Below are 24,386 nucleotides of genomic sequence, written 5' to 3' on the forward strand. Positions count from 1 at the left end.
CTATCCCGCAAAGGAGTTTCCCCCATGGCCGAGGCCATTGCCGCGACGCGCAGCGCCGGCGACGCGAAGAACAAGGTGTTCCCCAATGCCGAGGCAGCGCTGCAGGGACTGGTCGCCGACGGTCAGACGCTCGCGGTCGGTGGCTTCGGCCTGTGCGGCATTCCCGAGGCGCTGATCGCGGCCCTGCGCGACAGCGGCGTCAAGGGCCTGACCGCGATCTCCAACAACGCCGGCGTCGACGGTTTCGGCCTCGGCCTGCTGCTGGAGACGCGCCAGATCCGCAAGATGATTTCGTCCTACGTCGGCGAGAACAAGGAATTCGAACGCCAGTTCCTGTCCGGCGAACTCGAACTCGAATTCAACCCGCAGGGCACCTTGGCCGAACGCCTGCGCGCCGGCGGCGCCGGCATCCCGGCCTTCTTCACCCGCACCGGTTACGGCACCGTGGTCGCCGACGGCAAGGAGACGCGTGAGTTCGACGGTCACCATTACGTAATGGAAACCGCGCTCAAGGCCGACGTCTCGCTGGTCAAGGCCTGGAAGGCCGACAAGGCCGGCAACCTGGTGTTCCGCAAGACCGCGCGCAACTTCAATCCGGCCTGCGCGATGGCCGGCCAGGTCTGCGTGGCCGAAGTCGAGGAAATCGTCGAGATCGGCGCGATCGATCCCGACCACGTCCATCTGCCCGGCATCTACGTCGACCGCATCGTGCTCAACGCGACGCCCGAGAAGCGGATCGAGCAGCGCACCGTGCGCGCCTGAGCGGCGCCCGGTATTCCGACGACTCGACGCTTACGACACTTTCAAGGAATTCGACATGGCTTGGACCCGCGATCAAATGGCGCAGCGCGCCGCGCAGGAACTCACCGACGGCGCCTACGTCAACCTCGGCATCGGCCTGCCGACGCTGGTGGCCAACTTCATTCCCGAGGGCATGGACGTGTGGCTGCAGTCCGAGAACGGCCTGCTCGGCATCGGCCCGTTTCCGACCGAGGCCGAGGTCGACGCCGACCTGATCAACGCCGGCAAGCAGACCGTGACCGCGCGCGCCGGCGCCAGCTATTTCGGCAGCCACGACAGCTTCGCGATGATCCGCGGCGGTCACATCGATCTGGCGATCCTGGGCGCGATGCAGGTCACCGACAAGGGCGACCTGGCCAACTGGATGGTGCCCGGCAAGATGGTCAAGGGCATGGGCGGCGCGATGGACCTGGTCGCCGGCGTCAAGCGCGTGGTGGTGCTGATGGAGCACAGCGCCAAGAACGGCGAGCACAAGATCCTGCCCGAATGCACGCTGCCGCTGACCGGCCTGGGCGTGGTCAACCGCATCATCACCGAGCTGGCGGTGATGGACGTCACCGCCGACGGCCTGGTGCTGGTGGAATCCGCGCCGGGCGTAAGCGAGGACGAGCTGCGCGAGAAGACCGGCGTGGCGTTCAAGCGCGCGGCATGACTATCACGCTCGCGTCGTGTCGCCGCGATGGTTGAATCCATGAACGTGCTGGTCTGCGGTGGCGCGGGCTATATCGGTTCGCACATGGTCCGGCGCCTTGCGGCGGCCGGTCACCAAGTCACGGTGTTCGACAACCTGTCCACCGGGCATCGCGAAGCGGTCGCCGGTGCGGAGCTGGTGGTGGGCGACCTGCTCGATCCGTCGGCGCTGGCGCAGCTGTTCGGCCAGCGCCGCTTCGATGCTGTGGTGCATTTCGCCGCGCGTTCGCTGGTCGGCGAATCGGTGGCGCAGCCGTATCTGTACTACGAGAACAACGTCGTCGGCTCGCTCAACCTGCTGCGCGCGATGCGCGAGGCCGGCGTCGAGCGCATCGTGTTCTCGTCCACCGCCGCGGTGTTCGGCCATCCGGAATGCGAGCCGATCGACGAGGATCATCCGACCCGCCCGATCAATCCCTACGGCGCCAGCAAGCTGATGGTCGAGCGCCTGCTCGCCGACGCCGCGCAGGCCTACGGGCTGCGCTCGGTAAGTCTGCGCTACTTCAACGCGGCCGGCGCCGCGACCGAGGGCGGCATCGGCGAGGCGCACGAGCCGGAAACGCATCTGATCCCGAACGTGCTGCGCAGCGCGCTGGGGCGGGGGCCTGCGCTCAAGGTGTTCGGCACCGACTACCCGACCCGCGACGGCACCTGTGTGCGCGACTATGTGCACGTGGACGATTTGTGCGAGGCGCACCTGGCCGCGCTGAGGTTCATGGGCGAGACCGCCGGCGCGCATCTGTTCAATCTCGGCAACGGCCAGGGCTTCAGCGTGCTGGAAGTGCTGGACGCCGCCGCGCGCGTCGCCGGCGCCAAGATCGACTACGAAACCGCGCCGCGCCGCGCCGGCGATCCGGCGGTGCTGGTGGCCTCCAGCCGCAAGGCGCGCGAGCAGCTGGGCTGGTCGCCACAGCATACCGATATCGAAGCCATCATCGCCAGCGCCTGGAACTGGCATCGCGCTCCGGCGTACTAGGGCCGGGCTAGGAGTCCGTTCCGATACGAATGCCGATGATGCACATCGTTGCCGATGGTTTCGCGCGGGTTGAAGCCACGCTGCGCGCCAGCGCGGGCGAGCTGCAAGAGAAGGCCGGCGCGGCGCTCAAGCGCGCTATGACAGGTCGGGGCCGCATCTGCATCGAACAAACCGGCTTATGGCGGCTCTTTCGTTAGTGGGACATCGATGACGCTTCTAGCGAAGCCGGTCGGCGCCCTCTCAGCGGTCGTTTGGCTGCAGCGGAAACTGCGATGCGATTGCGCGCTGGAGTTTCTGGACGGCCGTGTTGGTGCAGTCCTGCTTGGACAATGTGTATCGACCATGCACGCAAGACTGGAGAACGCTGTTGCCGCCCGGGATACAGATCTGATCCGTTTGCGGCGATAGCCAGACTGCCGGGTCGCTCCAGGCCTCCTGGATCTTGGCCAGCTCGTGGATATCCGCACTATACGTACGGTGGAATCCGGACTGGCCCGTGGCCAGCCACCGCGGCGCTCGATTTACCTCGACCAGAGCGTTCATACCCTGAATATTGAAAGACACGCGATATGCGGGCTCGAATGCGCCGACATCGAAGATGGCGACGTAGCGCTCTTCTATGTGCCGATAACTGGCGTCTCCGCAAAAGTATGCGAGTTCCCTCGTATCCGTCGACTCTCGTCCCATGCCTGCGACAGACAATAGGGCCGCCCTGGAAGACTGGTCGCCGCTGAACTCGCTCTCAGCTGGAATGGAAACCCATGGCGCTTTGCGAGGCTGCGTCGGAAGCGCCTGGCGGCTGGCCCAGACGGCGATGACAATAATGCCGACGGCCAAGAGCGTGCAGACTGTCAGCAGGACACGCTCTGTTCGGATGGCCATCGGAATGCTGCGCTAGAGATTCTGGTAATTCGGCCCCGAGCCGCCTTCCGGCGTGACCCAGGTGATGATCTCGTAGGGGTCCTTGATGTCGCAGGTCTTGCAGTGCACGCAGTTGGCGGCGTTGATCTGCAGGCGCTTGGCGCTGCTTCCGTCGGCCGCGGCTTCCTCGACGATCTCGTAGACGCCGGCCGGGCAGAAGCGGGTGCAGGGGTTGTCGTATTCCTCGACGCAGCGGGTCACGCAGATCGAAGTGTCGGCGACCTTGAGGTGCACCGGCTGGTCTTCGTCGTGCTCGGTGGCGGCGAAGTAGACGCCGGCCAGGCGGTCGCGCGGCGCCAGCGTGCGGTCGACGTAGTCGCGCTTGGGCTTTTCGGCTTCGCTGAGCTTCTGCAGCGAGGACCAGTCGGGCTTGTTCTTCAGCGTCCACGGAGAGAGTCCGCCGGTGACGGTTTCCCAGGCCGCGTTGAGCATGCCGAACCACAGGCCGCGCTTGAAGGCGGGCTTGATGTTGCGGACCTTCTTGAGCTCGTCCATCGCCGGCGAGGCGCGCAGCTTGGCGTCGTAGCCTTCCGGCGCGAGCTCGGAGGCGGCCAGGTGTTCGGCGGCGAGCATGCCGCTGCGGATCGCCTGGTGGGTGCCCTTGATCTTGGGCACGTTGAGCAGGCCGGCGGTGTCGCCGATCAGCAGCGCGCCGGGCATCTCGACCTTGGGCAGCGACTGCCAGCCGCCGGTGACGATCGCGCGCGCGCCGGCCGAGACCAGGTTGCCGCCTTCGAGCAGGGGCTTCACCGTCGGGTGGTTCTTCCACTGCTGGAAGGCTTCCCAGGGCTTGTACTCGGGATCGCGGTAGTCGAGGCCGCTGACGTAGCCCAGGGCGATGCGGCCCTTGTCCAGGTGGTACAGGAAGCTGCCGCCGTAAGTGCGGTTGTCGGCCGGCCAACCGAAGCTGTGCACGACCTTGCCCGGCGTGACGCGGTCTTCCGGTACCTGCCACAGTTCCTTGATGCCGATCGAATAGCCCTGCGGATCGCTGTCCGCGTCCAGGCCGAAACGCTTGATCAGGCGCTTGGTCAGGTGCCCGCGCGCGCCCTCGGCGAACACGGTGACCTTGGCGCGGATGTCGATGCCGGGGGTATAGCCGGGCTTGTGCGATTCGTCCTTGGCCACGCCCATGTCGCCGATCCGCACGCCGGCCACGCGGCCCTCGTCGTCGTGCAGGGTCTCGGAGGCGGCGAAGCCGGCATAGATCTCCACGCCCAGGGCCTCGGCCTGCGGCGCCAGCCAGGCACAGGTCGCGCCCAGGCTGACGATCACGTTGCCGTGGTGGTTGTTCATGCCCGGCGGCACCGGCAGGCGGTGCGCGCCTTCCTTGGTCAGCAGCCAGAACTCGTCCTGGGTGACCGGCACGCAGATCGGCGGCGGGTTGTCGCGCCAGTTCGGCAGCAACGCGTCCAGGGGGCCGGTCTCGATCACCGCGCCGGAGATGATGTGGGCGCCGATGGTGCTGGACTTCTCGATCACGCAGACCGAGATCTCCGGGTTGAGCTGCTTGAGGCGGATCGCGAACGACAGGCCGGCCGGACCGGCGCCGACGGTGACGACGTCGTACTCCATGACGTCGCGTTCGACCTGCGCGGGGTTGGGGCTGTGTTCGCTCATGCTGGCTCTCCGCTTGCTGAGGCTGAATTGTCGCGGGTTTGCGCCCTCAGCTCAAAGCCGGGCGTCGCCCGGGCCCGCACGCGCGGCGGCGGCAGTATGCTCGGCGACGTTCCCACCCCGGTGCCTGCGCATGGCCAGCCCTGCCGATCGACCCGCACTGGAACCGCGCACGCCCGGCGGCGACGCCGCGCCGCGGCTGTTCCTGGCCGAGGTCGACGCCGCCCACGATGCCCTCTACGAGGCCCAGCGCGGCTTGCTGGGCGACGACGAGCGCGCGCGCCTGGATCGGCTGCGGATCGACGCGGTACGGCGCGAGGGCCTGGTCGCGCGCCTGCTGGTGCGGCACGCGCTGTCGGCGTGCCGGCCGCGGCCGCCGCAGGACTGGCGTTACGCGCGCGGCGCGTACGGGCGTCCGCGCGCGCTGGCGGCGCCGGGACTGGCGTTCAGCCTGTCGCATTGCGCCGGCCTGGTCGGCTGCCTGGTCGCGCCGGGCGGCCGCGCCGGTCTGGATCTGGAAGTGCGCGGCCGCGAAACCAGCGAGCTGTGGACGACGTACACCCTGGCGGCGGACGAACTGGCCGCGCTGCTGGCGCTGGCGCCGGAACGTCGCGGCGATGCCTTCCTGCGCAGTTGGACCTTGAAGGAGGCCTACGCCAAGGCCAGCGGGCGCGGCTTGCGGCTGCCGTTCGGCCGGATCGCGTTCGCGCCCGGCGCCGACGGCGCGCCGCGGCTGCAGCGCAACGGCGCGGCGTCGCCGGCCTGGCGCTTCTGGAGTTTCGGCGTCGACAGCGGCCACGTCGGCGCGATCGCCTTGCGCAGCCGGCGCGTCGGAGACGAAGCGATCGTGGTCGAAACCCTGCCGGCTCTACCCTATCGCGGCGCGGCGGCCGGCCGCGTGCTGCGGCCGACGGATACCTTCGAGGTGTGAGCGCGCCTCAGCGGTGCGCGCTGCGCGGGTGCTCGGCCTGCTCGTGGGCGTTGCCGCTGCTCAGGATCCAGCCGCCGAGGTCGCGGGTGATCGCGGCCAGGGCGCCGTCGAACGCGGCGACCACGTCCGGCACCGCGGTGGTGGACGCGCGCTGGCTCTGCACGAAGGTGCGCGCGGCGGCGATCTTCTGGTCGCTGTTGTGCAGCAGCTTGGCGCTGACTTCGATGGTCGCCGAGGGCAGCGCTTCGCCGTTGCCGTAGTCGGATTCGAAGCGGCGCAGGTCCAGCACCAGCTTGTAGTCGGCGGCGACGCCGCTGCCCTGGCGCGCGACCGCGCCGATCCGGCCCGAGTCCTCGAGCGCGCGCAGCAACGCGTCCTGCAGCATCTCGCCGGGCGGCTTGGCCCAGCCGGCGCCCTTGTAGACCTGCAGCTCGTTCGGTGCCGGCCGCACCGCGATGCGCAGGCTGTCGATCATGCGCGCGGAGGTCGGCGGGGTCAGCGACAGCTGCCAGTCGGCGTTCGGCCAGGAGGCGTCGGCCTGCACGCGCGGGTCGGGCGCGTACAGGGTCGAGCGCTCTTTGGGCTTGTCGCCCAGGATCGAACAGGCGCTCAGCGTCAGCAGCAGGCTCAGGCCGGCGGCGGCACGCAGCAAGGCATAAGGGCGGGGCAGGGCATGGGAGGTCATTGCGGCTCGAACTCCTTCTGGGCGTCGCGGCCGAGCAGGTAACGGGTCGGATTGCTGTCGATGCGGTCGCTGATGCGGCGCAGGTCGCGCACCAGCACGCGCAGTTCGGCCAGAGTGGGGCCGAGCTGGGCCAGGCCGTCGTTGGCGAAGCTGCTGATCGCGGCGCGGTTGTCGTTGAGGATGCCGTTGGCGCCGTTGGCGGCCGAGTCGAGGCGGGTCAGGGTGCTGTCGAGCTTGGAGATCAGGCCGGGCAGCTTGGCGACCAGTTCGCGGTCGACGTTCTTGACCGCCTGGTTGGTGGTGTCCAAGGTCGCCGACAGCTGTTCGCTGGACTTGCGCGCGTTGACGATCAGCGCGCGCAGGTCCTCGCGCTGGTCGGCGATCGAGCCGGTCATGGCCTCGATGTTCGACAGCGTGTTCGACACGCGCTTGACGTTCTCGTCGCTGAGCACCTGATCCAGGCGCGCGACCAGGCGATTGGCGGTGTCGGCGATGTTCTGCAGGGCCGAGGCTTCGGTCTGGATCACCGGGATTTCGCGGCGGTCGACGTCGGCCAGCGCCGGGCTGCCGGGGCTGCCGCCGGTGAGCTGGATGATCGGGCTGCCGGTGATGCCGGTCAGCGACAGCTTGGCGCGGGTGTCGGCCTTGATCGGCGCGTCGGCCTGCAGGCGCAGCTGCGCGATCACCCGGCGCGGGTCGTCCGGCGCCAGCCGCAGCAGCTTCACGGTGCCGACCGAGATGCCGTTGTATTGCACCGTGCTGCCTTCGGACAGGCCGGTGACGGGCTCGTTGAAGATCACCGCGTACTCGCGCCAGCTCTTCTCCGACGAATACTTGGCCGCCCACAGCGCGAACAGCAGCAGGAACAGCGTCGCGATGATCGTGAACGCGCCGATGAGGACGTAGTTGGCCTTGGTTTCCATCAGGCACCTGAAACGATGAGCCCCTGGGGGCGGTTCGTGGCGGACATCATGCCAGCATGGGGTAAGTGAACGCGGTGAAGTGCAGCAGGTTGAAGCCGAAGTGCGTCAGCATCGCGGCCTGCAATCCGCCCCGGCGATAGGCCACGCCGTAGCCGGCGCCGGCTACCGTGGCCAGCAGCGCTCAGGCCCAGCCGCCGGCCAGATGGACCAGGCCGAACGCGACGGCGGCGACCGCGATCGCGGCCGCGTCGCCCCAGCGCCGTTCGCGCCAGCGCCGCATCAGGCCTTCCTGCAGGTAGCCGCGGAACAGCGCCTCTTCGGCCAGGGTCACCAGCAGCAGGTTGTTGAACGCCCACAGCAGGCCCCAGGCCGGCCACTTCGGCGCCCAGGCGATCTGGCCCAGCGCATAGGCCAGGCCCAGGCACAGCGCCGCCGCGGCCAGGCAGGCCGGCAAGGCGGCCTTGAACCAATCGAGCGGCGCACGCTCGCGCTGTACGCCGCCCCAGGCCAGCAGCAACCAGAACCCGACCAGCGGCTTGTCGAGATTGAGGTACATGCTGAATTCGATCGCGTCGGGCGTGATCCGGGTCGGCGGGATCGCGAGCGGATTGTGGAAGCCCGGCGCGGCATGAAAACCCAGCGCGAGCGCGACCAGTACGAAAAGTACGTGCCCGGCGATGCGCGCGGCCTGCGCTCGCGCCGGCAGGATCATCCAGCCGGCCAGCGCCAGCAGCGCCAGTGCGATCAGCGCCCGGACGTCGAGTTGGCCGAGCGCGAAACCGGCCGCGCCGGCGAGCGCGAGCAGGACCAGGCTGGCGACGCGCAGGCGCGGCCACCACAGCAGCAGCGCGGCCAGCGCGAGCGCGGCCCAGGGCAGGTGGTCGATGGCGGCGATATGGGGGGAGAGTGCGGAGAGCAAACCTGTGCGTCCTTGCGTGGCCCGGTGTCAGGCGGTGTTCTTGTCGCGCGCGACCTGGGCGGCGCGCGCGCGCGGGCCGTGGAAGTATTCGTGCGCCCAGGGGTGATCGAGCCGTTCGATCTCGGCCATCGGCGCGCAGGCGATCACCTTGCGGTCGGCGAGCACGGCGATGCGGTCGCAGATCGCGTACAGGGTGTCGAGGTCGTGGGTGATCAGGAACACGGTCAGGCCCAGCGCCTGCTGCAGGGTGCGGATCAGGCGGTCGAACGCGGCCGCGCCGATCGGGTCCAGCCCGGCCGTGGGCTCGTCCAGGAACAGCAGCGGCGGGTCCAGCGCCAGCGCGCGCGCCAGCCCGGCGCGCTTGCGCATGCCGCCGGACAACTGCGAGGGCAGTTTGTTGATCGCGTCCGCGGGCAGGCCGGCGAGTTTGACCTTGAGCAGCGACAGCTCGTAGCGCAACGAATCGGGCAGGTCGCTGTGGTACTCCTTCAGCGGCACCTGCACGTTCTCGCCCACGGTCAGCGAGGAGAACAGCGCGCCGTCCTGGAACAGCACCCCGGTGTTGCGCTCGATCTCGCGCCGGCGCGCCGGGTCCTCGGTGCGCGCGTCGATGCCCAGCACGTCGATACGGCCCTCGTCGGGCCGGCGCAGGCCCAGGATCGAGCGCATCAGCACCGATTTACCGGTGCCCGAGCCGCCGACCACGCCGAGGATCTCGCCGGGCTTCACGTCCAGGTCCAGGCCGTCGTGCACGACCTGCTCGCCGAAGCGGTTGACCAGGCCGCGCACGCGGATGATCGGGGTGTCGGCGCCGATGTGTTCGCGCGGGTCGTCGATGGTCTGGTTCAAAATCCGATCTCCATGAACCAGATCGCGGCGAAGGCGTCGATGATGATCACCAGCGAGATGGCCTGGACCACGCTGGAGGTCGTGCGTTCGCCGACCGACTGCGCGGTGCCTTCGACCTGCAGGCCTTCCAGGCAGCCGATCAGGCTGATCAGCAGGGCGAACACCGGTGCCTTCGACAGGCCGACCAGGAAATGGCGCAGCTCCATGGTCTCGTGCATGCGCGCCAGGTACTGCTGCGGCGGGATGTCGAGGTTGTAGGCGCCGACGGTCAGGCCGCCGAGCAGGCCGAAGATCATCGCCACGAAGGTCAGCAGCGGCAGCATCACCAGCAGCGCCAGCACCCGCGGGATCACCAGCAGGTCGATCGGATCCATGCCCAGGGTGCGGATCGCGTCGACTTCCTCGCGGCTGACCATGGCGCCGATCTGGGCGGTGAACGCGCTGGCGGTGCGGCCGGCCAGCACGATCGCGGTCAGCAGCACGCCGAACTCGCGCAGGAACGAGATGCTGACCAGTTCGACCACGAAGATGGTCGCGCCGAAGTCACGCAGGATGGTCGCGCCCAGGAACGCCACCACCGCGCCGACCAGGTAGCACAGCAGGGCGACCAGCGGCACCGCGTCCAGGCCGACCTGCTCCATGTGGTGCACGGTCGCGGTCGGGCGGAAGCGGCTTGGCTCCTTGAACAGGCGCAGCATCTTCACCAGCGTTTCGCCGAAGAAGGCGATCAGCGCCAGCACTTCCTTCCAGTTGTCGGTGACCGCGTAGCCCAGGCGCGCGAGCGCGGCGTAGACGCCGTATTCGCGCTTCTTCTTCGGGCGCTCGTCGGAAACGTCCTCGATCGCGTTGACCAGGGCGCGATGGTTGTCGTGGAAGGCGAAGGCGTCGAAGTCGAGTCCGCGCCGGCGCGCGAAGCGCATCAGCTGCAGCACGCCGAGCGAATCCAGCCGCTCGACCGCGCCGGCGTCGACCGTGGTCGCCTCGTGCGGCGCGCCGTGCAGCGCGGCCGAGATCGCGTTGGCGTTCTCCAGCGTCCAGCGTCCGGATAGCCGCAATCGCGACGGCGTCCGGGCGTCGGCGGCGATCTGCGGCGTGTGCGTGGACGGTGCGGTCATAGGGCCTCGGGCGGAGGATACAGGCTAGGCACAGCGAGGTGAGTGTCCTGTAGGCACATCGTTCTGCCCAAGTCAGGGGTCCGCATGCGATCCTTCCGCGCATGTCGACATCAGCCTCCTCGAGCGCGCCGCCCGCCCCCTTGAGCGCGACCAGTTACGCCGCACGCATCGGCTTCGTGGTCGAACTGGCCGAACGCCTGCATGCCTACGGCACCACCGCGCAGCGCCTGGAGGGCGCGGTGTCGGCGGTGGCGCAGCGGCTGCGGCTGGAGTGCGAGCCCTGGTCGAATCCGACCGGCCTGATCCTGACCTTCAGCGACCCCAACCGCCCGCCCGGGGAAAGCGACACCACGCGCGTGATCCGGATGCCGCCGGGCGAGAACGACCTGTACAAGCTCAGCGAAACCGACCGCATCGCCGAGGACGTGATGGCCGGGCGGCTCGACCTCGCCGCCGGCCATGCCGCGCTGCAGGCGCTGGACCGGCCGCGCAGCGCGCGCTGGCGGGCGATGCAGGTGATCGCGTTCGGTCTGGCCGCGGCCGCGGTCGGCGGCTTGCTGCGGCTGCCCTGGCCGGACATCGCCACGGCCGGGGTCAACGGCCTGCTGACCGGCCTGCTGATCGAATGGTCGGGTGCGCGGCCGCGCTTCAAGGAAGCGGTGGACGCGGTCGCGGCGATGGTCGCGGCGATGGTCGCCGTGCTGGTCGCGGCGTTCCTGGTGCCGCTGAACCAGAACACGGTGATCATTGCCTCACTGATCGTGCTGCTGCCGGGCATGGCGCTGACCAATGCGGTCAACGAACTCACCAGCCAGCATCTGGTCTCGGGCACGGCGCGCTTCGCCGGCGCGGTCACCACGGTGGTCAAGCTCGCGGTCGGCACCATCATCGCCCTGTACCTGGCCGACCTGGTCGGCCTGGAGCCGGCGATCCGGGCCTCGCGGCCGCAGCCGGCTTGGGTCGAATGGTGCGGACTGGCGGTGGCGTCGTATGCGTTCGCGGTGCTATTCCGCGCCCACCGCAGCGATTACCCCAAGGTGATGGCGGCCGCGGCGACCGGTTATCTGATCTCGCGCTTCGCCGGCGAGGCCTGGGGCAACCCGGCCGGCATCTTCCTGGCCGCGCTGACCCTGACCGCGGTCGGCAACGCCTACGCGCGCTGGGGCAACCGCCCCGGCGCGATCGTGCGCGTACCCGGGATCATCATGCTGGTGCCAGGCAGCGCCAGCCTGCGCGGCCTGCTGACCCTGATCCAGCAGCAGGACATGGAGGTCGGCCAGGACGCGGTGCTGGCGGTGATCAACATCCTGCTGGCGCTGATCGCCGGCCTGCTGTTCGGCAACCTGCTGCTGCCGGCGCGGCGCAATCTGTAACCGTCGGATCGGCGCGGCGCGGGCACCGGATAATCGGCGCGATATACGGTTCAGATTCCTGCGATTACCTGGCCGATAATCGTGATGGATATCGCGGGACCGATAACGGAAAACGCCGGCGCGAGGCCGGCGTTTTCGTTGCCGCGGTGCGGATGGCCGCGCCAGACTTACTTGATCAGGAACTCGTCGAGCTTGCGGCCGTTGCCGGTATAGGCGGCCAGCCAGCGCGGCTGCTTGCCGCGGCCGGTCCAGGTTTCGCCGGTATTGGCCGGGTTGCGGTACTTCGGCGCGACCTTGCCCAGGGGCTTGCGCGCCTTGCGCGCGGCGGCCGGCTTGGCTGCGGCCGACTTGGCCGCGCGCGGCGCCGGGGCGCCGCCGAACAGCTCGGCGATGTCGTAACCCTCGGCCTTAGCGAGCTGGGTCAGCTTCTTGCGCACGACCGTGATCGGCTTGCGCTTGTTGAGCGTGGTCTTGCGCTTTTTCGCCTGCGCGATCAGCGATTCGAGTTCTTTCGCGGACAGCGAGTTCAGATCGATCGACATGGATGGCTCCGGTTGAATATCGGGTTGGATTATGAGCCGGTCCATGGCACGCCCGGCCATGTTAATCGGCCAGGCAGTCCGCGTAAATCTCCCGGGAGTATCCCGGGAGTTTCAAGACCCGATAATCCGGCTCAGGCGGCCGGCAGCAGACGCGCGAACAGGCGCTCGCGGTCGAGGTTCTCGGCCTCGGCGGCGCGGCGCTGGCGGTACTCGTAGGTGCCGGCGGCCAGGCCGCGCTCGGACACCACGATCCGGTGCGGGATGCCGATCAGTTCCATGTCCGCGAACATCGCGCCCGGGCGCAGGCCGCGGTCGTCCAGCGCGGTTTCGATGCCGGCCGCGTTGAGGTCGCGGTACAGCGCCGCGGCGGCGTCGGCCACGGCCGCGTCGTTCTTGGGATTGATCACGCACACCACCGCCGCCCACGGCGCCATCGCCTCGGGCCAGCAGATACCGGCTTCGTCGTGGTTCTGCTCGATCGCCGCGGCGACGATGCGCGACACGCCGATGCCGTAGCAGCCCATGGCCGGGACCGCGGCCTTGCCGGTCTCGTCGAGCACGCTGAGCTTCATCGCCGCGGCGTACTTGCGGCCCAGCTGGAACACATGGCCGACCTCGATGCCGCGCCCGATCCGCAGCGTGCCCTTGCCGTCCGGCGAGGGGTCGCCTTCGACCGCGTTGCGGATGTCGGCGACCTCGTCGGGCTCGGCCAGGTCGCGGCCCCAATTGACGCCGGCCAGGTGGTAGCCGTTCTCGTTGGCGCCGACCACGAAGTCGGCCATGGCCGCGACGCTGCGATCGGCGATCACGCGGATTTTCTTCGCGGTATTCGCCGGACCGAGGAAGCCGGGATTCGCGCCGAGGTGTTCGAGTATCTCGGCCTCGCTGGCCAGGCGGTATTCGCCCAGGCCGGCGAGTTTGCGCAGTTTGATTTCGTTGACGGCGTGGTCGCCGCGCACCAGCGCCAGCGCGAACTGGGGCTGGCCGTCGGCGTCGGCGCCGAGGACGGCCACCGACTTGACCGTGCGCGCCAGCGCCACGCCCATCAGCGCGGCCACGTCCTCGCAGGTCTTCTGGGTCGGGGTGTCGATCTTGCGCATCGTTTCGCTGGCCGCGGCGCGCGCGCCCGGCGCCAGCGCTTCGGCCAGTTCGACGTTGGCCGCGTAATCGGAACCGTCGGAGAACGCGATCGCGTCCTCGCCCGAATCGGCGACGACGTGGAATTCGTGCGAGGCGCTGCCGCCGATCGCGCCGGTGTCGGCGAACACGGCGCGGAACTGCAGGCCCAGGCGGGTAAAGATGCGGCCGTAGGCGTCGTACATGTTGCGGTACTCGCGGCCCAGGTCCTCGTCGCTGAGATGGAACGAGTAGGCGTCCTTCATCAGGAACTCGCGCGCGCGCATCACGCCGAAACGCGGGCGGATCTCGTCGCGGAACTTGGTCTGGACCTGATAGAAATTGACCGGCAGCTGTTTGTAGCTGGACAGCTCGTTGCGGGCGAAGTCGGTGATGACCTCCTCGGCGGTCGGGGCGTAGCAGTACTCGGCTTCCTTGCGGTCCTTGAGCTTGAGCAGCTGGCCGCCGAATTTCTCCCAGCGCCCGGTCTCTTCCCACAGCTCGCGCGGCTGCACGGTCGGCATCAGCACTTCGATCGCGCCGGCGGCGTCCATTTCTTCGCGCACCGCGCGCTCGACCTTGCGCAACACGCGCAGGCCCAGCGGCGACCAGGTGTACAGGCCGGCGGCGAGCTTGCGGATCATGCCGGCCTTGAGCATCAGCTTATGGCTGACGATTTCGGCTTCGGCGGGAGTTTCCTTGCTGGTATGGAGGTGGAACTGCGACAGACGCATCGGCGGGCATTCGAACCTGAGGGAGACCGACATTCTGCCGTGCGCGCGACCGGCGCGCGAATGCGGGGGGTCAATCGCGGTCGCCGTGGACCTCGATCCCGTCCCGCGGCTGGCGCTGCAGGCGCTCGTAGGGGCGGCCCTTGGGCGGGCGTTCGGTGATCTGGAGCCGGCCGGCGGCGTCGCGCCAGCGGTACAGCGGCGGCTCGGCGGCCTCGGCGCGGGCATCGGCGCCGGCCTGGGCGTGAGCAGCCTGGGCGCGAGCGGCCTCGGCCGGGGTGTCGCGTGCGGTCCACCAGGCCAGGCCAGCGCCGAGCACGATGCCCGCGACGATGGCCCAGCCCAGTTTCAAAGCGCGCTTACGGCTGGGTCGCGACCGCGGCGGCGGCCGGCTTGCAGTAGGCGCCGATCGAGGCCTCGGCCAGCTTGACCTGGGCGGCGCGCTGCTCCGGGGTGAAAGCGGTGTCGGCCTTGCCGTCCTTGTCGGTGTCCAGCCCGATCGGGGCGCTGCCCTGGAGCTGCTTGAGGTTGTTGCGCGCGGTGGTGCATTCGGCGCTTTCGGCCGGCTTGGCCTGGGTCACCGAGGGCGCGCCGGTCTTGTTCTGGATCTGGCGGCCCTTGACGTTGCTCTGGTTCGGCGGCGGCGAATCGGAGTAGTGGGTGACGCCGTTGGCGTCCTTCCACTGGTAGACCTCGCCGGCGGCCGCGGGCAGGGCCAGCGCCAGCAGCGCGACGCCTAGCCACGCGCGGAGCGACGGGCGGAGGGGGGAAATACGGGACGGGCAGGACATGGTCGGCTCCGGGCAGGGTCGGTGCTGGACGGTGGTGGGTAGGGCAAAACCAGGGGGAATGCCGATTGCAGCACCGCGACGGCGTGCAGGCAAGCGCTACACTTCCGTTATGGAACCTACGCCTACGCCCCGACCGCGCGGACGCGGCATCTATCTGCTGCCGAATCTGTTCACCACCGGCGGCCTGTTTGCCGGCTTCTACGCCATCATCTCCGCCACCCAGGGCCGCTACGGCGACGCCTGCATCGCGATCTTCATCGCCGCGATCCTGGACGGGATCGACGGCCGGGTCGCGCGCCTGACCAATACCCAGAGCGAGTTCGGGGTCCAGTACGACTCGCTGGCCGACCTGATCAGCTTCGGCCTGGCGCCGTCGCTGGTGATGTACCACTGGGCGCTGGAGTCGATGAAGCACGATGGCCCGATGCTGGGCAAGATCGGCTGGATCGCCGCCTTCCTGTACGCGGCCTGCGCCGCGCTGCGGCTGGCGCGCTTCAATTCCCAGGTCGGCCAGGTCGACAAGCGCTGGTTCATCGGCCTGGCCAGCCCGGCCGCGGCCGGACTGGTCGCCAGCTTCGTCTGGACCTGCGACGAACTGGGCTGGACCGGCGAGGAGCTGCGCTACGCCGCGCTCGCGGTGACCGTGATCGCCGGCCTGCTGATGGTCAGCCGGCTGCGCTATTTCAGCTTCAAGGGCGGCGGTCCCAAGCACGACCGGGTGCCGTTCCTGGCGATTCTGATCGTGGTGGTGGTGGTGATCGCGATCGCGATCGATCCGCCCAGCGTGCTGCTGCTGATCTTCGCCCCGTACGCCCTGTCCGGACCGGTGTACTCCCTGTACCGGCGTGCGCGCCGACTGCCGCCGACCGACGTGGGGTCCGGCGCGGGGACCGGCACGTGAGCCTGTGGAGCGCGCAGCAGCGCGAATGGCTGCAGGCGCTGGGGCATCCGGCGCTGGCGCTGGCCGGCGCCGCGCCCGAGGCGGCGCCCGCGGCGCCTGAGGTCGCGCCCGCGCGCGTTCCCGGGCATGAGCGCGCACCTGGCCCGCGCGCCGCCCACGAGCGCATGCCCGCGGACGCGCCCGCGCCCGCGCCCGAGCGCGCACGGCCCGCGCCCGCGGCGCGTGGCGGCGATGACGCCCTGCTGCGCGCGGTGCTGCGGGCGGCCGGCCGTCGCCCCGGCGACGCGCCCGATGAAGCCGTGCTGGCCCTGTACGACGCCGCGGCCCTGCGCGGCTCTCCGGCCGCCAAGCGCGCGCTGTGGCCGTTGCTGCGCAGCCTGCGCCGGGGTCCGCGCCCATGAGCGCGCAGGCCGTCGAACGCGAATCGCCGGCCGCGGCCCTGCGGCCGATGCGCGAGGACGATCTCGACGCGGTCCATGCGATCGAGATACGCGCCTACGAATTCCCCTGGACCCTGGGCATCTTCCGCGACTGCCTGCGCGCGGATTACCCGTCCTGGGTGCTGTACAGCGGCGAGCGCATCCTCGGCTATTTCCTGCTGAGCCTGGCCGCCGGCGAGGCCCACGTGCTCAACGTCTGCGTCGCCCCCGAGCAGCAGGGCCACGGCTACGGCCGCCGCATGCTGCACGCGCTGATGCAGATCGCGCGCGGCCGCGGCGCCGAGCGCGTGTTCCTGGAAGTGCGTCCGTCCAACCCGGGCGCGATCGCGCTCTATCACGCCGAAGGCTTCAACGAGATCGGCCGCCGCCCGCGCTACTACCCGGCCCGCGACGGCCGCGAGGACGCGCTGGTAATGGCGATCGAACTGCTGCCGCCGGAATAAGCGCTATTGGCGGGCGCGCAGTAAGCGGGCTTCCTGTGGGAGCGGCGTAAGCCGCGATCGCTTACAAGAATGGGATGCGGTGCCAACCGCACCCTCGCAATCGCCGCCTGTCCGCATCGGTGCGGTACGCCTACGGCTTACCGCAGCCTACCTGGCGTCGAGCGTCGCTCAGCCCAGCTTCGCGCGCTGCGCCTGCAAGGCTTCGAGCTGCGCGCGCCAGTCGCTCAGGCGCTTGCGCTCCTGCTCGACCACCGCCGGCGGGGCGTTCTGGACGAAGGTTTCGCTGGCCAGCTTGTTCTCGCACTTGCCGATCTCGGTTTCGACGCGCTTGATCTCCTTGTCCAGGCGCACGCGTTCGGCGCCCAGGTCGACCAGGCCCTCCAGCGGCACCAGCAGGGTCAGGTCGCCGACCACGCCGGTCGCGGCGGCCGGCGATGCGGCGCCGGCGGCGAGCGCTTCGACGCGCTCCAGGCGATTGAGGAACCGCAACTGCGAGTCGAACCGCGCGGCGCGCGCGCGGTCGGCGTCGCCGCCCGAGAGCAGCAGCACGACGGTCTTGGACGGGGCCACGTTGAGCTCGCTGCGGATCTTGCGCAGCGCGGTGACCATCGCCTTGAGCCACTCGACGTCGGCCTCGGCGCCGGCGTAGTCGGCACCGAAATCCGCCGCCTGCGGATAGGGCCGCAGCATGATCGTGGTGTCGGCGATGCCCAGGCGCGGCGCCACCTGCTGCCACAGTTCCTCGGTCACGAACGGGATCAGCGGGTGCAGCAGCGACAGCAGGCGCTCGAGCACGTACAGCAGGGTGTGGCGGGTGCTCTGTGCGGCGGCGAGGTCCTCGCCCAGCAGCGCCGGCTTGGCCAGCTCGACGAACCAGTCGCAGAACTCGTTCCAGGCGAATTCGTACAGCGCCTGCGCGAGCAGGTCGAAGCGGTAGGCGGCGAACTGGGTTTCGGCCTCGGCCGAGACCCGCGCCAGGCGCGACAGAATCCAGCGCTCGGCGTCGGTCTGCGGGTCCGGTGTGCCGGCGAAGTTCGCGTCCTCGGTGTTCATCAGCACGAAACGCGTCGCGTTCCAGAGCTTGTTGCAGAAGTTCTTGTAGCCCTCGGCGCGACCCAGGTCGAACTTGATGTCGCGGCCGGGGCCGGCCAGCGCGGTCATGGTGAAGCGCAGCGCGTCGGCGCCGAAGGCGGGGATGCCGTCGGGGAATTCCTTGCGCGTGGCCTTTTCGATCTTCGGCGCGTCCTGCGGCTTCATCAGGCCGGTGGTGCGCTTGGCGACCAGGGCCTCGGCGGTGATGCCGTCGATGATGTCCAGCGGGTCGAGGATGTTGCCCTTCGACTTCGACATCTTCTGGCCGTCCTTGTCGCGGACCAGGCCGGTGATGTAGACGTCGCGGAACGGCACGCGGCCGACCAGCTCGTCGGTCATCATGATCATGCGCGCGACCCAGAAGAAGATGATGTCGAACCCGGTCACCAGCACGCTGGTCGGCAGCGCGATGTCGAAGCCGAGCTCGCCCATCTTGTCTTCGTTCGGCCAGCCTTGCGTGCTGAACGGGAACATCGCCGAGGAGAACCAGGTTTCCAGCACGTCCGGGTCTTGAACCAGTTCGATCCGATCCTTGACCTGCTCGTAGTTGTCTCGGCCGAGCGCGCCAAGCAGCTTGGCGTGAGCGGCAACTTCGGCCTCGGCTTCCGTGCGGGCGACGATCTCCCCGACGAGCGGCGTGAAATCCGAATCTTCCGAGCGCACGGTCCAGGCGGGGATGCGGTGGCCCCACCAGAGCTGGCGCGAAATCGTCCAGTCCTGGATGTTCTCCAGCCAATGGCGGTAGGTGTTGATCCAGTTCGACGGAACGAACTTCACTTCGCCGGATTCGACGAGTTCGAGGCCGCGCTGGGCCAAGCCGTCCATCTTCACGAACCACTGGTCGGTCAGATAGGGTTCGATCACCTGGCCGCTGCGGTCGCCGCGCGGCACCTGCAGGCGATGCGGTTTGACCTCGACCAGCAGTTCCGCGACGTCCAGATCCGCGACGATCATCTTGCGCGCCTCGAAGCGGTCGAGGCCCCGATACGTGGCCGGGATGTACTTCTCGACGATCGCCGCCATGCCTTGTTCGTCGAACAAGGAGAAATCGTCCATGTACTGAGCCTGCTGCGGCGTGCAGTGATCAGGTTCGATCTTGGTGAAATTCGGGTCGGCGGACGACAGGACGTGCTTGAGTGCGGCCGGGCCCGAGGTCGTCCACACCGATGCGTCGGGCGCGAAGATGTTGATCGACAGCAGAGAATGACGCTGGCCCACCGCGTAGTCGTTGGCGTCGTGGGCGGGCGTGACCTTGACCACGCCGGTGCCGAAGCTGCGGTCGACGTAGCTGTCGGTGATGACGGGAATGCGGCGGCCGGTCAGCGGCAGATCGACGAACTTGCCGTGGATCGCGGTGTAGCGTTCGTCCTCGGGGTGCACCATCACCGCGGTATCGCCCAGCATGGTTTCCGGGCGGGTGGTGGCGACCACGACGTAATCGCGGGTCTCGCGCAGGATTTCGTTGCCGTCGGCGTCGCGTTCGACGTATTCGTAGCTCTCGCCGTCGGCCAAGGGATAGCGGATCGACCACATGTGGCCGTTCTCTTCCTCGTTGGCCACCTCCAGGTCGGAGATCGCGGTCTTCAGCACCGGGTCCCAGTTGACCAGGCGCTGGCCGCGGTAAATCAGTCCCTTCTCATGCAGGCGCACGAAGGCTTCGGTGATCGCGTCCGAGGCCATCGGGTCCATGGTGAACACGCTGCGCGACCAGTCGCCGCTGGCGCCGAGGCGGCGCATCTGGCGTTCGATGGTGCCGCCGGACTGCTGCTTCCAGGCCCAGACCTTTTCGATGAACTTGTCGCGGCCCAGCGAGTCGCGGGTCTCGCCCTTGCCTTCGATGGCGAGGTTGCGGCCGACCACCATTTCCGTGGCGATGCCGGCATGGTCGGTGCCCATCTGCCACAGGGTGCGATAGCCGCGCATGCGGTGATAGCGGATCAGCGCGTCCTGCAGCGTGTGCTGGAACGCATGGCCCATGTGCAGGGTGCCGGTGACGTTGGGCGGCGGCAGCAGGATCGTATAAGGCTGGCCCTCGCCGCGCGGCTGGAATACGCCGCTGCTCTCCCATTGCTCGTACAGACGGGCTTCGAACTGCTTGGGGTCGTAGCTGGGGGCGAGGGACATAAGAGCCGGGATTCGGGATAAGGGATTCGGGATTAGGAAGAGCAGGCTAGGACTCGGTAGGGCTTTTTCGAATCTCGAATCCCCAATCCCGAATCCCGGCCTTGATCACATGTCGTGTTTCTTCAGCTCGAAACCGAGCGACTGGTAGTGCTTCCAGCGCTCGCGCAAGGGGCCGCGCGCCTCGGCGTCGGCCGGTACCACTTCCAGCACGCGGTCGAAGCTGCCCTGGACCGCGTCGGTGCGCAGGTTGATGACCAGCGCGCGCATCGGCGCGTCGATCTCCGGCGCGCTGATCAGCACGTCGGCTTCTTCCTCGTCGACGTCGGAGCCGGCGATCTGGTGCGGGATGTAGACGTCGTCGCCCATGTCCCACAGCAGGTCGTCCAGCGCCTCGGCCTGGGCCGCGTCGCGGGCCAGGATTAGGGTCGGCAGGCCGGCATCGAAGGCCTTGCGCGCCAGCTCGCCCACCAGCCGCAGCGGTTCCTCGCGGAAACGCGCGGTGGTGATCAGATAAAAGTCGGCGCGGGGCACCCGATGCGGTCCGTCGGGGCTCAGGCCGCGCGCTCGAGCAGCCACTGGCTCAGCAGGCCGACCGGACGGCCGGTGGCCAGGCCGCGCTTGCCTTCGTCGTTGGCGACGCCGGCGATGTCCAGGTGGGCCCAGCGCTGGCCTTCGGTGAAGCGGGCCAGGAAGCAGCCGGCGGTGATCGCGCCGGCCCAGCGGCCGCCGATGTTGTAGACGTCGGCGAAGGTCGATTCGAGCTGGGTCTGGTATTCGTCCCACAGCGGCAGGCGCCAGGCGCGGTCGAACACTTGCTCGCCGGCGCCGAGCAGCTCGGCGGCGAGGTCGTCGTCCTTGCTCATCAGGCCGGTGGCGTACTTGCCCAGGGCGACCACGCAGGCGCCGGTGAGGGTGGCCACGTCGAGCAGGGCCTGCGGCTCGAAACGCTGCGCGTAGGTCAGCGCGTCGCACAGGATCAGGCGGCCCTCGGCGTCGGTGTTGCCGACTTCGATGGTCTTGCCGGACATGCTGGTGAGCACGTCGGACGGTCGGTAGGCGTCGGCATCGGGCATGTTCTCGACCGCCGGCACCACCACCACCAGGTTGATCGGCAGCTGCATGCCGACCGCGGACACGAAGCTGCCCATCACCGTGGCGGCGCCGCACATGTCGAACTTCATCTCCTCGATGCCGCCCTGGACCTTGAGGTTGATGCCGCCGGTGTCGAAGGTGATGCCCTTGCCGACCATCACGTAGGGCTTGGCGTCGCCGCCGTTGCTGTACTTGAGCACGATCAGCTTGGGCGGATTGGCCGAGCCGCGCGCGACCGCGAGCAGCGAGCCCATGCCCAGTTCCTGCATCTGCGCGCGGTCCAGGACCTCGCAGCTGGTGGTCGGGAAGCGCGCGGCGAAGGTCTGGGCCTGCTCGGCCAGGTAGGACGGATTGCACACGTTCGGCGGCAGGTTGCCCAGCTCGCGCGCGAACGCGACGCCGGCGGCGATCGCCTGGCCCTGGGCCAGGGCGGCGGCATCGCTGCCGTTGATCGACAGCTTGCGCAGGCCCGGCTCGTCTTTCTTCTTGCCCAGCGTGGCGGTGTAGCGGTAGCAGGCGTGGTCGGCGGCGATCGCGGCCTGGCGGATCGCCCAGGCGGCGTCGCGGCCGGCGACCGGCTCGTCCGACAAGGTGAAGACCGCGTGTTCGACCGGGCCGGCCTTGAGCGCGCGCGCCGCGTCGGCGGCGGCCTTGAGGTACTGCGGCACGCCGAACTTGCCGGCTTCGCCCAGCCCGATCACCAGCACGCGCGGCGCCACCACGCCGGCCAGGTCGTGCAGCAGGGTGGTCTTGCCGGTCTTGCCGCCGACGTCGCCGCGCTCCACCAGGGCGCTCAGGCGGCCGCCGCTGGCGGCGTCCAGCGCCTGGGCGGCGGCGGTCAGGGTCTTGTCGGCATAGGCGCCGACCACGATGCAATCGGTTTTGACAGAGGCGGGCGCATCGCGGTTCAGGTCGAATTCGAGGGTCATCCAACAGATTCCCAGGTAGAAGTGCAGCTAAGGAAGATGAGTTCCGTACAATCGGGCGGCTTGCGGGGGCTGGACTTGCGCACGCTGCGCGAGCTGCAGCCGTCCCATGCCGTCGAACGAACCCCCGAGTTTAACGCAAGCCTACCCCGATGCCGAAGCCCGATGCCCAAGCTTGACCGCTACCTGCTGAGCGAATTCGCCCAGGCCACCTTCGCCACCCTGGTGGTGCTGCTGATCGTCGCGGTGGGCGGGGCCTTCACGGACGTGCTCGGGGACATCGCCCGCGGCCGGGTGCCGGCCGGGATGATGCTGGCCCAGCTGGGGCTGGTGTTGCTGAAGTGGCTGCCGCTGATCCTGCCGCTGGCGCTGATGCTGGGCCTGATGCTGGGCGTCGGCAGGCTTTACCGCGACTCGGAAATGCCGGTGATCGCCTCGATCGGCGTCGGCCCGCGCCGCTTGCTCAAGCCGCTGCTGATGCTGGTGCTGCCGATCGTGCTGGTGGTGGGCGCCTGCTCGCTGTGGCTGGGCCCCTGGGCCGAGCGCCTGTCCAAACAGATGATCAGCGAAGCCAACCGCAACCTGATCGTGGCCGGGCTGGAGCCGGGCAGCTTCACCGAACTGCCGGGAGGCAAGGGCGGGGTGATCTACGTCGGCGCCATGTCCAACGACGGCAGCCGCTTCCAGCGCGTGTTCGTCTACCGCCAAAGCGAGGACCGGCGCGAGATCACCACCTCCAACGACGGCGAGCTCAAGGTCGACGACCAGGGCAACCGCTATCTGACCCTCAACAAGGGCTTCCAGGTCGAAGGCCCGCGCGACAACGGCCTGGACTTCCGCATGATGAATTACGCCAGCAACGAGCTGCTGCTGCCGGCCGGCGCGACCAAGTTCGATCCGAACGATCCCGAACTGATGTCGACCCTGGCCCTGCTCGGCGACGGCCGCCGTGAGGCCGGTGCCCAGCTGCACTACCGCCTGGCGCCGCTGCTGCTGACCTTCGCCTTCGCCCTGATGGCGGTCCCGCTGGCGCGCAGCATGCCGCGCCAGGCGCGCTACGGGCGCATCCTGATCGGCTTCCTGACCTATTTGATTGGCATCAATTTGATGATCGCTGGCACCGGTTGGCTGGAAAGCGGCAAGCTCTCGATGAGCCTGGGGCTGTGGTGGCTGGTGCTGCCCATGCTGGCGCTGGCGCTGTGGCTGTACTTCGGCGACGGCCGCCTGGGCCGCGCGAAGGCCCTGGCATGAAGCCCTTCCCGAAGATCCACGACCTCTACGTCGGCCGCGTCGTGCTGGGCACGGTGCTGCTGACCTGGACGGTGCTGATGGGCCTGGACGTGATGCTGAACTTCGTCAGCAGCGAACTCAGCGACATCGGCAAAGGCAATTACGGCCTGCCCCAGGCCCTGACCTATATGGTCTATACGATTCCGCGCCGCGCCTACACCCTGTTCCCGACCTCGGCGGTGATCGGCGCGCTGATGGCGCTGGGCCAGCTCGCGGCGACCTCCGAGCTCACCGCGCTGCGCGCGGTCGGCCTGTCGCGCCGGCGCCTGAGCCTGGCCGTGGCCGGCGCGCTGGCGACCCTGACCCTGCTGATGGTGGTCAACGGCGAAACCCTGTCGCCGTGGGCGCAACGCAGCGCCGAAGCGCTCAAGGCCTCGGCCAAGTCCAAGAACATGATCGTGGCCCAGTACTCGGGCCTGTGGGCGCGCGAAGGCGAGTTCATCCTCAACGCCGGCAGCGGCCAGGACCGCAGCAACGGCACGGACACCTGGCTGGAACTGCGCGACGTGTTCTTCTACGAATTCGCCGACGACGGCCGCCTGAAGTCGGCCGCGATCGCGCACATCGCCGAACACCGCCCCGGCGGCTGGACGCTGCGCGACGTCACCCGCACCACGTTCGGCGCCAAATCGGTGGTCCAGACCCATGTCGCCCAGGAGCGCTGGGAGTCCAAGCTCGACGGCGCCGCGCTGATGGCCGGCTCCGATCGCCCGCGCTACCTCAGCTCGACCGCGCTGGCGGCGGCGATCGACTACCGCGAGCGCAACGGCCTGGAAGCGACCGAGTTCGAAGAACACTACTGGGGCCGCTGGTTCTACCCGATCAACGTGCTCGCCCTGTGCCTGGCGGCGATTCCGTTCTCGTTCGGCGCGCTGCGTAGCGGCGGCATGGGCAAGCGTTTGTTCATCGGCATCGTGTTCGCCTTGGGTTTCTGGCTGCTGCAGACGCAGTTCGTGAAGCTGGCCAGCGTCTACAAGTTCGATTTCCGGCTGGCGTATCTGACGCCTACGGTGATCATGGTCGGGGTGTCGGCGTTCTTGTTCAAGAAACGCTCGGGGTAGGGGAGTAGCGCTGGAGCGCGTGGCGATTGCTCGGTCC

At 68.9% G+C, this 24,386-nt stretch carries 25 protein-coding genes; 11 read left to right on the plus strand and 14 right to left on the minus strand.

Annotated elements, in window-relative coordinates; genetic code table 11:
• Positions 1–24 precede the first annotated feature (24 nt).
• Genes ASD78_RS04540 through ASD78_RS20540 form a run of 4 tightly spaced genes read left to right on the plus strand, consistent with a single transcriptional unit; the run spans position 25 to position 2,664 of the window.
• Positions 25–762: a CoA transferase subunit A gene (locus tag ASD78_RS04540; protein ID WP_056098679.1), complete on the plus strand. Its 738-nt coding sequence runs from the start codon at positions 25–27 to the stop codon at positions 760–762.
• A 55-nt stretch (positions 763–817) separates the two neighbouring features.
• Positions 818–1,453 carry a CoA transferase subunit B gene (locus ASD78_RS04545; protein WP_055908787.1) on the plus strand — a complete coding sequence of 212 codons (636 nt, stop codon included), beginning with the start codon at positions 818–820 and terminating at the stop codon, positions 1,451–1,453.
• Between the two features lie 39 nt (positions 1,454–1,492).
• A complete protein-coding gene (gene galE / locus ASD78_RS04550) occupies positions 1,493–2,467 on the plus strand; it encodes a UDP-glucose 4-epimerase GalE (RefSeq protein WP_156087581.1) in 975 nt (324 codons plus the stop codon).
• A gap of 35 nt (positions 2,468–2,502) precedes the next feature.
• Positions 2,503–2,664 (plus strand): hypothetical protein, encoded by a 162-nt coding sequence (locus tag ASD78_RS20540; protein ID WP_156087582.1) that lies wholly within the window; start codon positions 2,503–2,505, stop codon positions 2,662–2,664.
• A 43-nt stretch (positions 2,665–2,707) separates the two neighbouring features.
• Here the strand turns inward: ASD78_RS20540 and ASD78_RS04555 are convergent, their stop codons facing one another.
• Together ASD78_RS04555 and ASD78_RS04560 are read right to left on the minus strand one after the other, a co-directional pair.
• The gene (locus tag ASD78_RS04555) at positions 2,708–3,349 is read right to left on the minus strand and encodes a hypothetical protein (RefSeq protein WP_056098683.1); all 642 of its coding nucleotides are present in this window, start codon (positions 3,347–3,349) and stop codon (positions 2,708–2,710) included.
• Between the two features lie 12 nt (positions 3,350–3,361).
• On the minus strand, positions 3,362–5,008 hold the full coding sequence (locus ASD78_RS04560; protein ID WP_055908780.1) for an electron transfer flavoprotein-ubiquinone oxidoreductase: 1,647 nt from the start codon (positions 5,006–5,008) through the stop codon (positions 3,362–3,364).
• 130 nt (positions 5,009–5,138) lie between these two features.
• On the opposite strand from ASD78_RS04560, the gene ASD78_RS04565 reads away from it, so the two are divergent.
• Positions 5,139–5,936: a 4'-phosphopantetheinyl transferase superfamily protein gene (locus tag ASD78_RS04565; protein ID WP_056098685.1), complete on the plus strand. Its 798-nt coding sequence runs from the start codon at positions 5,139–5,141 to the stop codon at positions 5,934–5,936.
• A 7-nt stretch (positions 5,937–5,943) separates the two neighbouring features.
• Here the strand turns inward: ASD78_RS04565 and ASD78_RS04570 are convergent, their stop codons facing one another.
• From ASD78_RS04570 to ASD78_RS04590, 5 genes are all read right to left on the minus strand, one after another.
• Positions 5,944–6,621 carry an ABC-type transport auxiliary lipoprotein family protein gene (locus ASD78_RS04570; RefSeq protein ID WP_056098687.1) on the minus strand — a complete coding sequence of 226 codons (678 nt, stop codon included), beginning with the start codon at positions 6,619–6,621 and terminating at the stop codon, positions 5,944–5,946.
• A complete protein-coding gene (locus ASD78_RS04575; protein WP_056098689.1) occupies positions 6,618–7,544 on the minus strand; it encodes an MlaD family protein in 927 nt (308 codons plus the stop codon). The genes ASD78_RS04570 and ASD78_RS04575 overlap by 4 nt, the downstream gene beginning before the upstream one ends.
• Before the next feature lie 181 nt (positions 7,545–7,725).
• Positions 7,726–8,463: a CPBP family glutamic-type intramembrane protease gene (locus tag ASD78_RS21780; protein WP_200944126.1), complete on the minus strand. Its 738-nt coding sequence runs from the start codon at positions 8,461–8,463 to the stop codon at positions 7,726–7,728.
• Between the two features lie 27 nt (positions 8,464–8,490).
• A complete protein-coding gene (locus tag ASD78_RS04585) occupies positions 8,491–9,312 on the minus strand; it encodes an ABC transporter ATP-binding protein (RefSeq protein WP_235565901.1) in 822 nt (273 codons plus the stop codon).
• Positions 9,309–10,427: an MlaE family lipid ABC transporter permease subunit gene (locus ASD78_RS04590; protein WP_056098691.1), complete on the minus strand. Its 1,119-nt coding sequence runs from the start codon at positions 10,425–10,427 to the stop codon at positions 9,309–9,311. The genes ASD78_RS04585 and ASD78_RS04590 overlap by 4 nt, the downstream gene beginning before the upstream one ends.
• A gap of 101 nt (positions 10,428–10,528) precedes the next feature.
• On the opposite strand from ASD78_RS04590, the gene ASD78_RS04595 reads away from it, so the two are divergent.
• On the plus strand, positions 10,529–11,800 hold the full coding sequence (locus tag ASD78_RS04595; RefSeq protein ID WP_055908764.1) for a threonine/serine exporter family protein: 1,272 nt from the start codon (positions 10,529–10,531) through the stop codon (positions 11,798–11,800).
• A 167-nt stretch (positions 11,801–11,967) separates the two neighbouring features.
• On the opposite strand, the gene ASD78_RS04600 is transcribed toward ASD78_RS04595, so the two are convergent.
• The 4 genes from ASD78_RS04600 to ASD78_RS04615 all read right to left on the minus strand — a co-directional run bounded on the left by ASD78_RS04600 (position 11,968) and on the right by ASD78_RS04615 (position 14,980).
• On the minus strand, positions 11,968–12,342 hold the full coding sequence (locus tag ASD78_RS04600; RefSeq protein ID WP_082559901.1) for an H-NS histone family protein: 375 nt from the start codon (positions 12,340–12,342) through the stop codon (positions 11,968–11,970).
• Between the two features lie 131 nt (positions 12,343–12,473).
• Positions 12,474–14,192 carry a proline--tRNA ligase gene (locus ASD78_RS04605; protein ID WP_056099809.1) on the minus strand — a complete coding sequence of 573 codons (1,719 nt, stop codon included), beginning with the start codon at positions 14,190–14,192 and terminating at the stop codon, positions 12,474–12,476.
• 70 nt (positions 14,193–14,262) lie between these two features.
• Positions 14,263–14,541 (minus strand): DUF4124 domain-containing protein, encoded by a 279-nt coding sequence (locus ASD78_RS04610; RefSeq protein WP_056098693.1) that lies wholly within the window; start codon positions 14,539–14,541, stop codon positions 14,263–14,265.
• A 7-nt stretch (positions 14,542–14,548) separates the two neighbouring features.
• Complete coding sequence (locus ASD78_RS04615; protein WP_055908756.1) at positions 14,549–14,980, minus strand: DUF4124 domain-containing protein; 432 nt, start codon at positions 14,978–14,980, stop codon at positions 14,549–14,551.
• Between the two features lie 109 nt (positions 14,981–15,089).
• On the opposite strand from ASD78_RS04615, the gene pssA reads away from it, so the two are divergent.
• From pssA to rimI, 3 genes are read left to right on the plus strand one after another with little or no spacing between them, the layout of a single operon-like run.
• On the plus strand, positions 15,090–15,881 hold the full coding sequence (gene pssA / locus ASD78_RS04620; protein ID WP_056098694.1) for a CDP-diacylglycerol--serine O-phosphatidyltransferase: 792 nt from the start codon (positions 15,090–15,092) through the stop codon (positions 15,879–15,881).
• Complete coding sequence (locus tag ASD78_RS04625; protein WP_056098696.1) at positions 15,878–16,282, plus strand: hypothetical protein; 405 nt, start codon at positions 15,878–15,880, stop codon at positions 16,280–16,282. Before pssA ends, ASD78_RS04625 begins: the two co-directional genes overlap by 4 nt.
• Entirely contained in the window at positions 16,279–16,764 is a 486-nt protein-coding gene (gene rimI / locus ASD78_RS04630) for a ribosomal protein S18-alanine N-acetyltransferase (RefSeq protein ID WP_055908744.1), read from the plus strand. Before ASD78_RS04625 ends, rimI begins: the two co-directional genes overlap by 4 nt.
• A 168-nt stretch (positions 16,765–16,932) precedes the next feature.
• Here rimI and ASD78_RS04635 read toward each other — a convergent pair whose 3' ends face one another.
• From ASD78_RS04635 to ASD78_RS04645, 3 genes are all read right to left on the minus strand, one after another.
• Positions 16,933–19,980, minus strand: coding sequence for a valine--tRNA ligase (locus ASD78_RS04635; protein WP_056098699.1), 3,048 nt, complete (start codon positions 19,978–19,980; stop codon positions 16,933–16,935).
• Between the two features lie 105 nt (positions 19,981–20,085).
• Positions 20,086–20,511, minus strand: coding sequence for a DNA polymerase III subunit chi (locus ASD78_RS04640; protein WP_055908736.1), 426 nt, complete (start codon positions 20,509–20,511; stop codon positions 20,086–20,088).
• 20 nt (positions 20,512–20,531) lie between these two features.
• Complete coding sequence (locus tag ASD78_RS04645) at positions 20,532–22,001, minus strand: leucyl aminopeptidase (RefSeq protein WP_055908733.1); 1,470 nt, start codon at positions 21,999–22,001, stop codon at positions 20,532–20,534.
• Positions 22,002–22,163: 162 nt separating this feature from the next.
• Here ASD78_RS04645 and lptF point away from each other — a divergent pair, with 162 nt between their 5' ends.
• Both lptF and lptG read left to right on the plus strand, forming a co-directional pair.
• Positions 22,164–23,249: an LPS export ABC transporter permease LptF gene (gene lptF, locus ASD78_RS04650; RefSeq protein WP_056098701.1), complete on the plus strand. Its 1,086-nt coding sequence runs from the start codon at positions 22,164–22,166 to the stop codon at positions 23,247–23,249.
• Entirely contained in the window at positions 23,246–24,349 is a 1,104-nt protein-coding gene (lptG, locus tag ASD78_RS04655) for an LPS export ABC transporter permease LptG (protein WP_056098703.1), read from the plus strand. Before lptF ends, lptG begins: the two co-directional genes overlap by 4 nt.
• The last annotated feature ends 37 nt before the right edge of the window (positions 24,350–24,386 follow it).

It is taken from the genome of Lysobacter sp. Root667 (assembly GCF_001427715.1).
GTDB lineage: Bacteria > Pseudomonadota > Gammaproteobacteria > Xanthomonadales > Xanthomonadaceae > Lysobacter.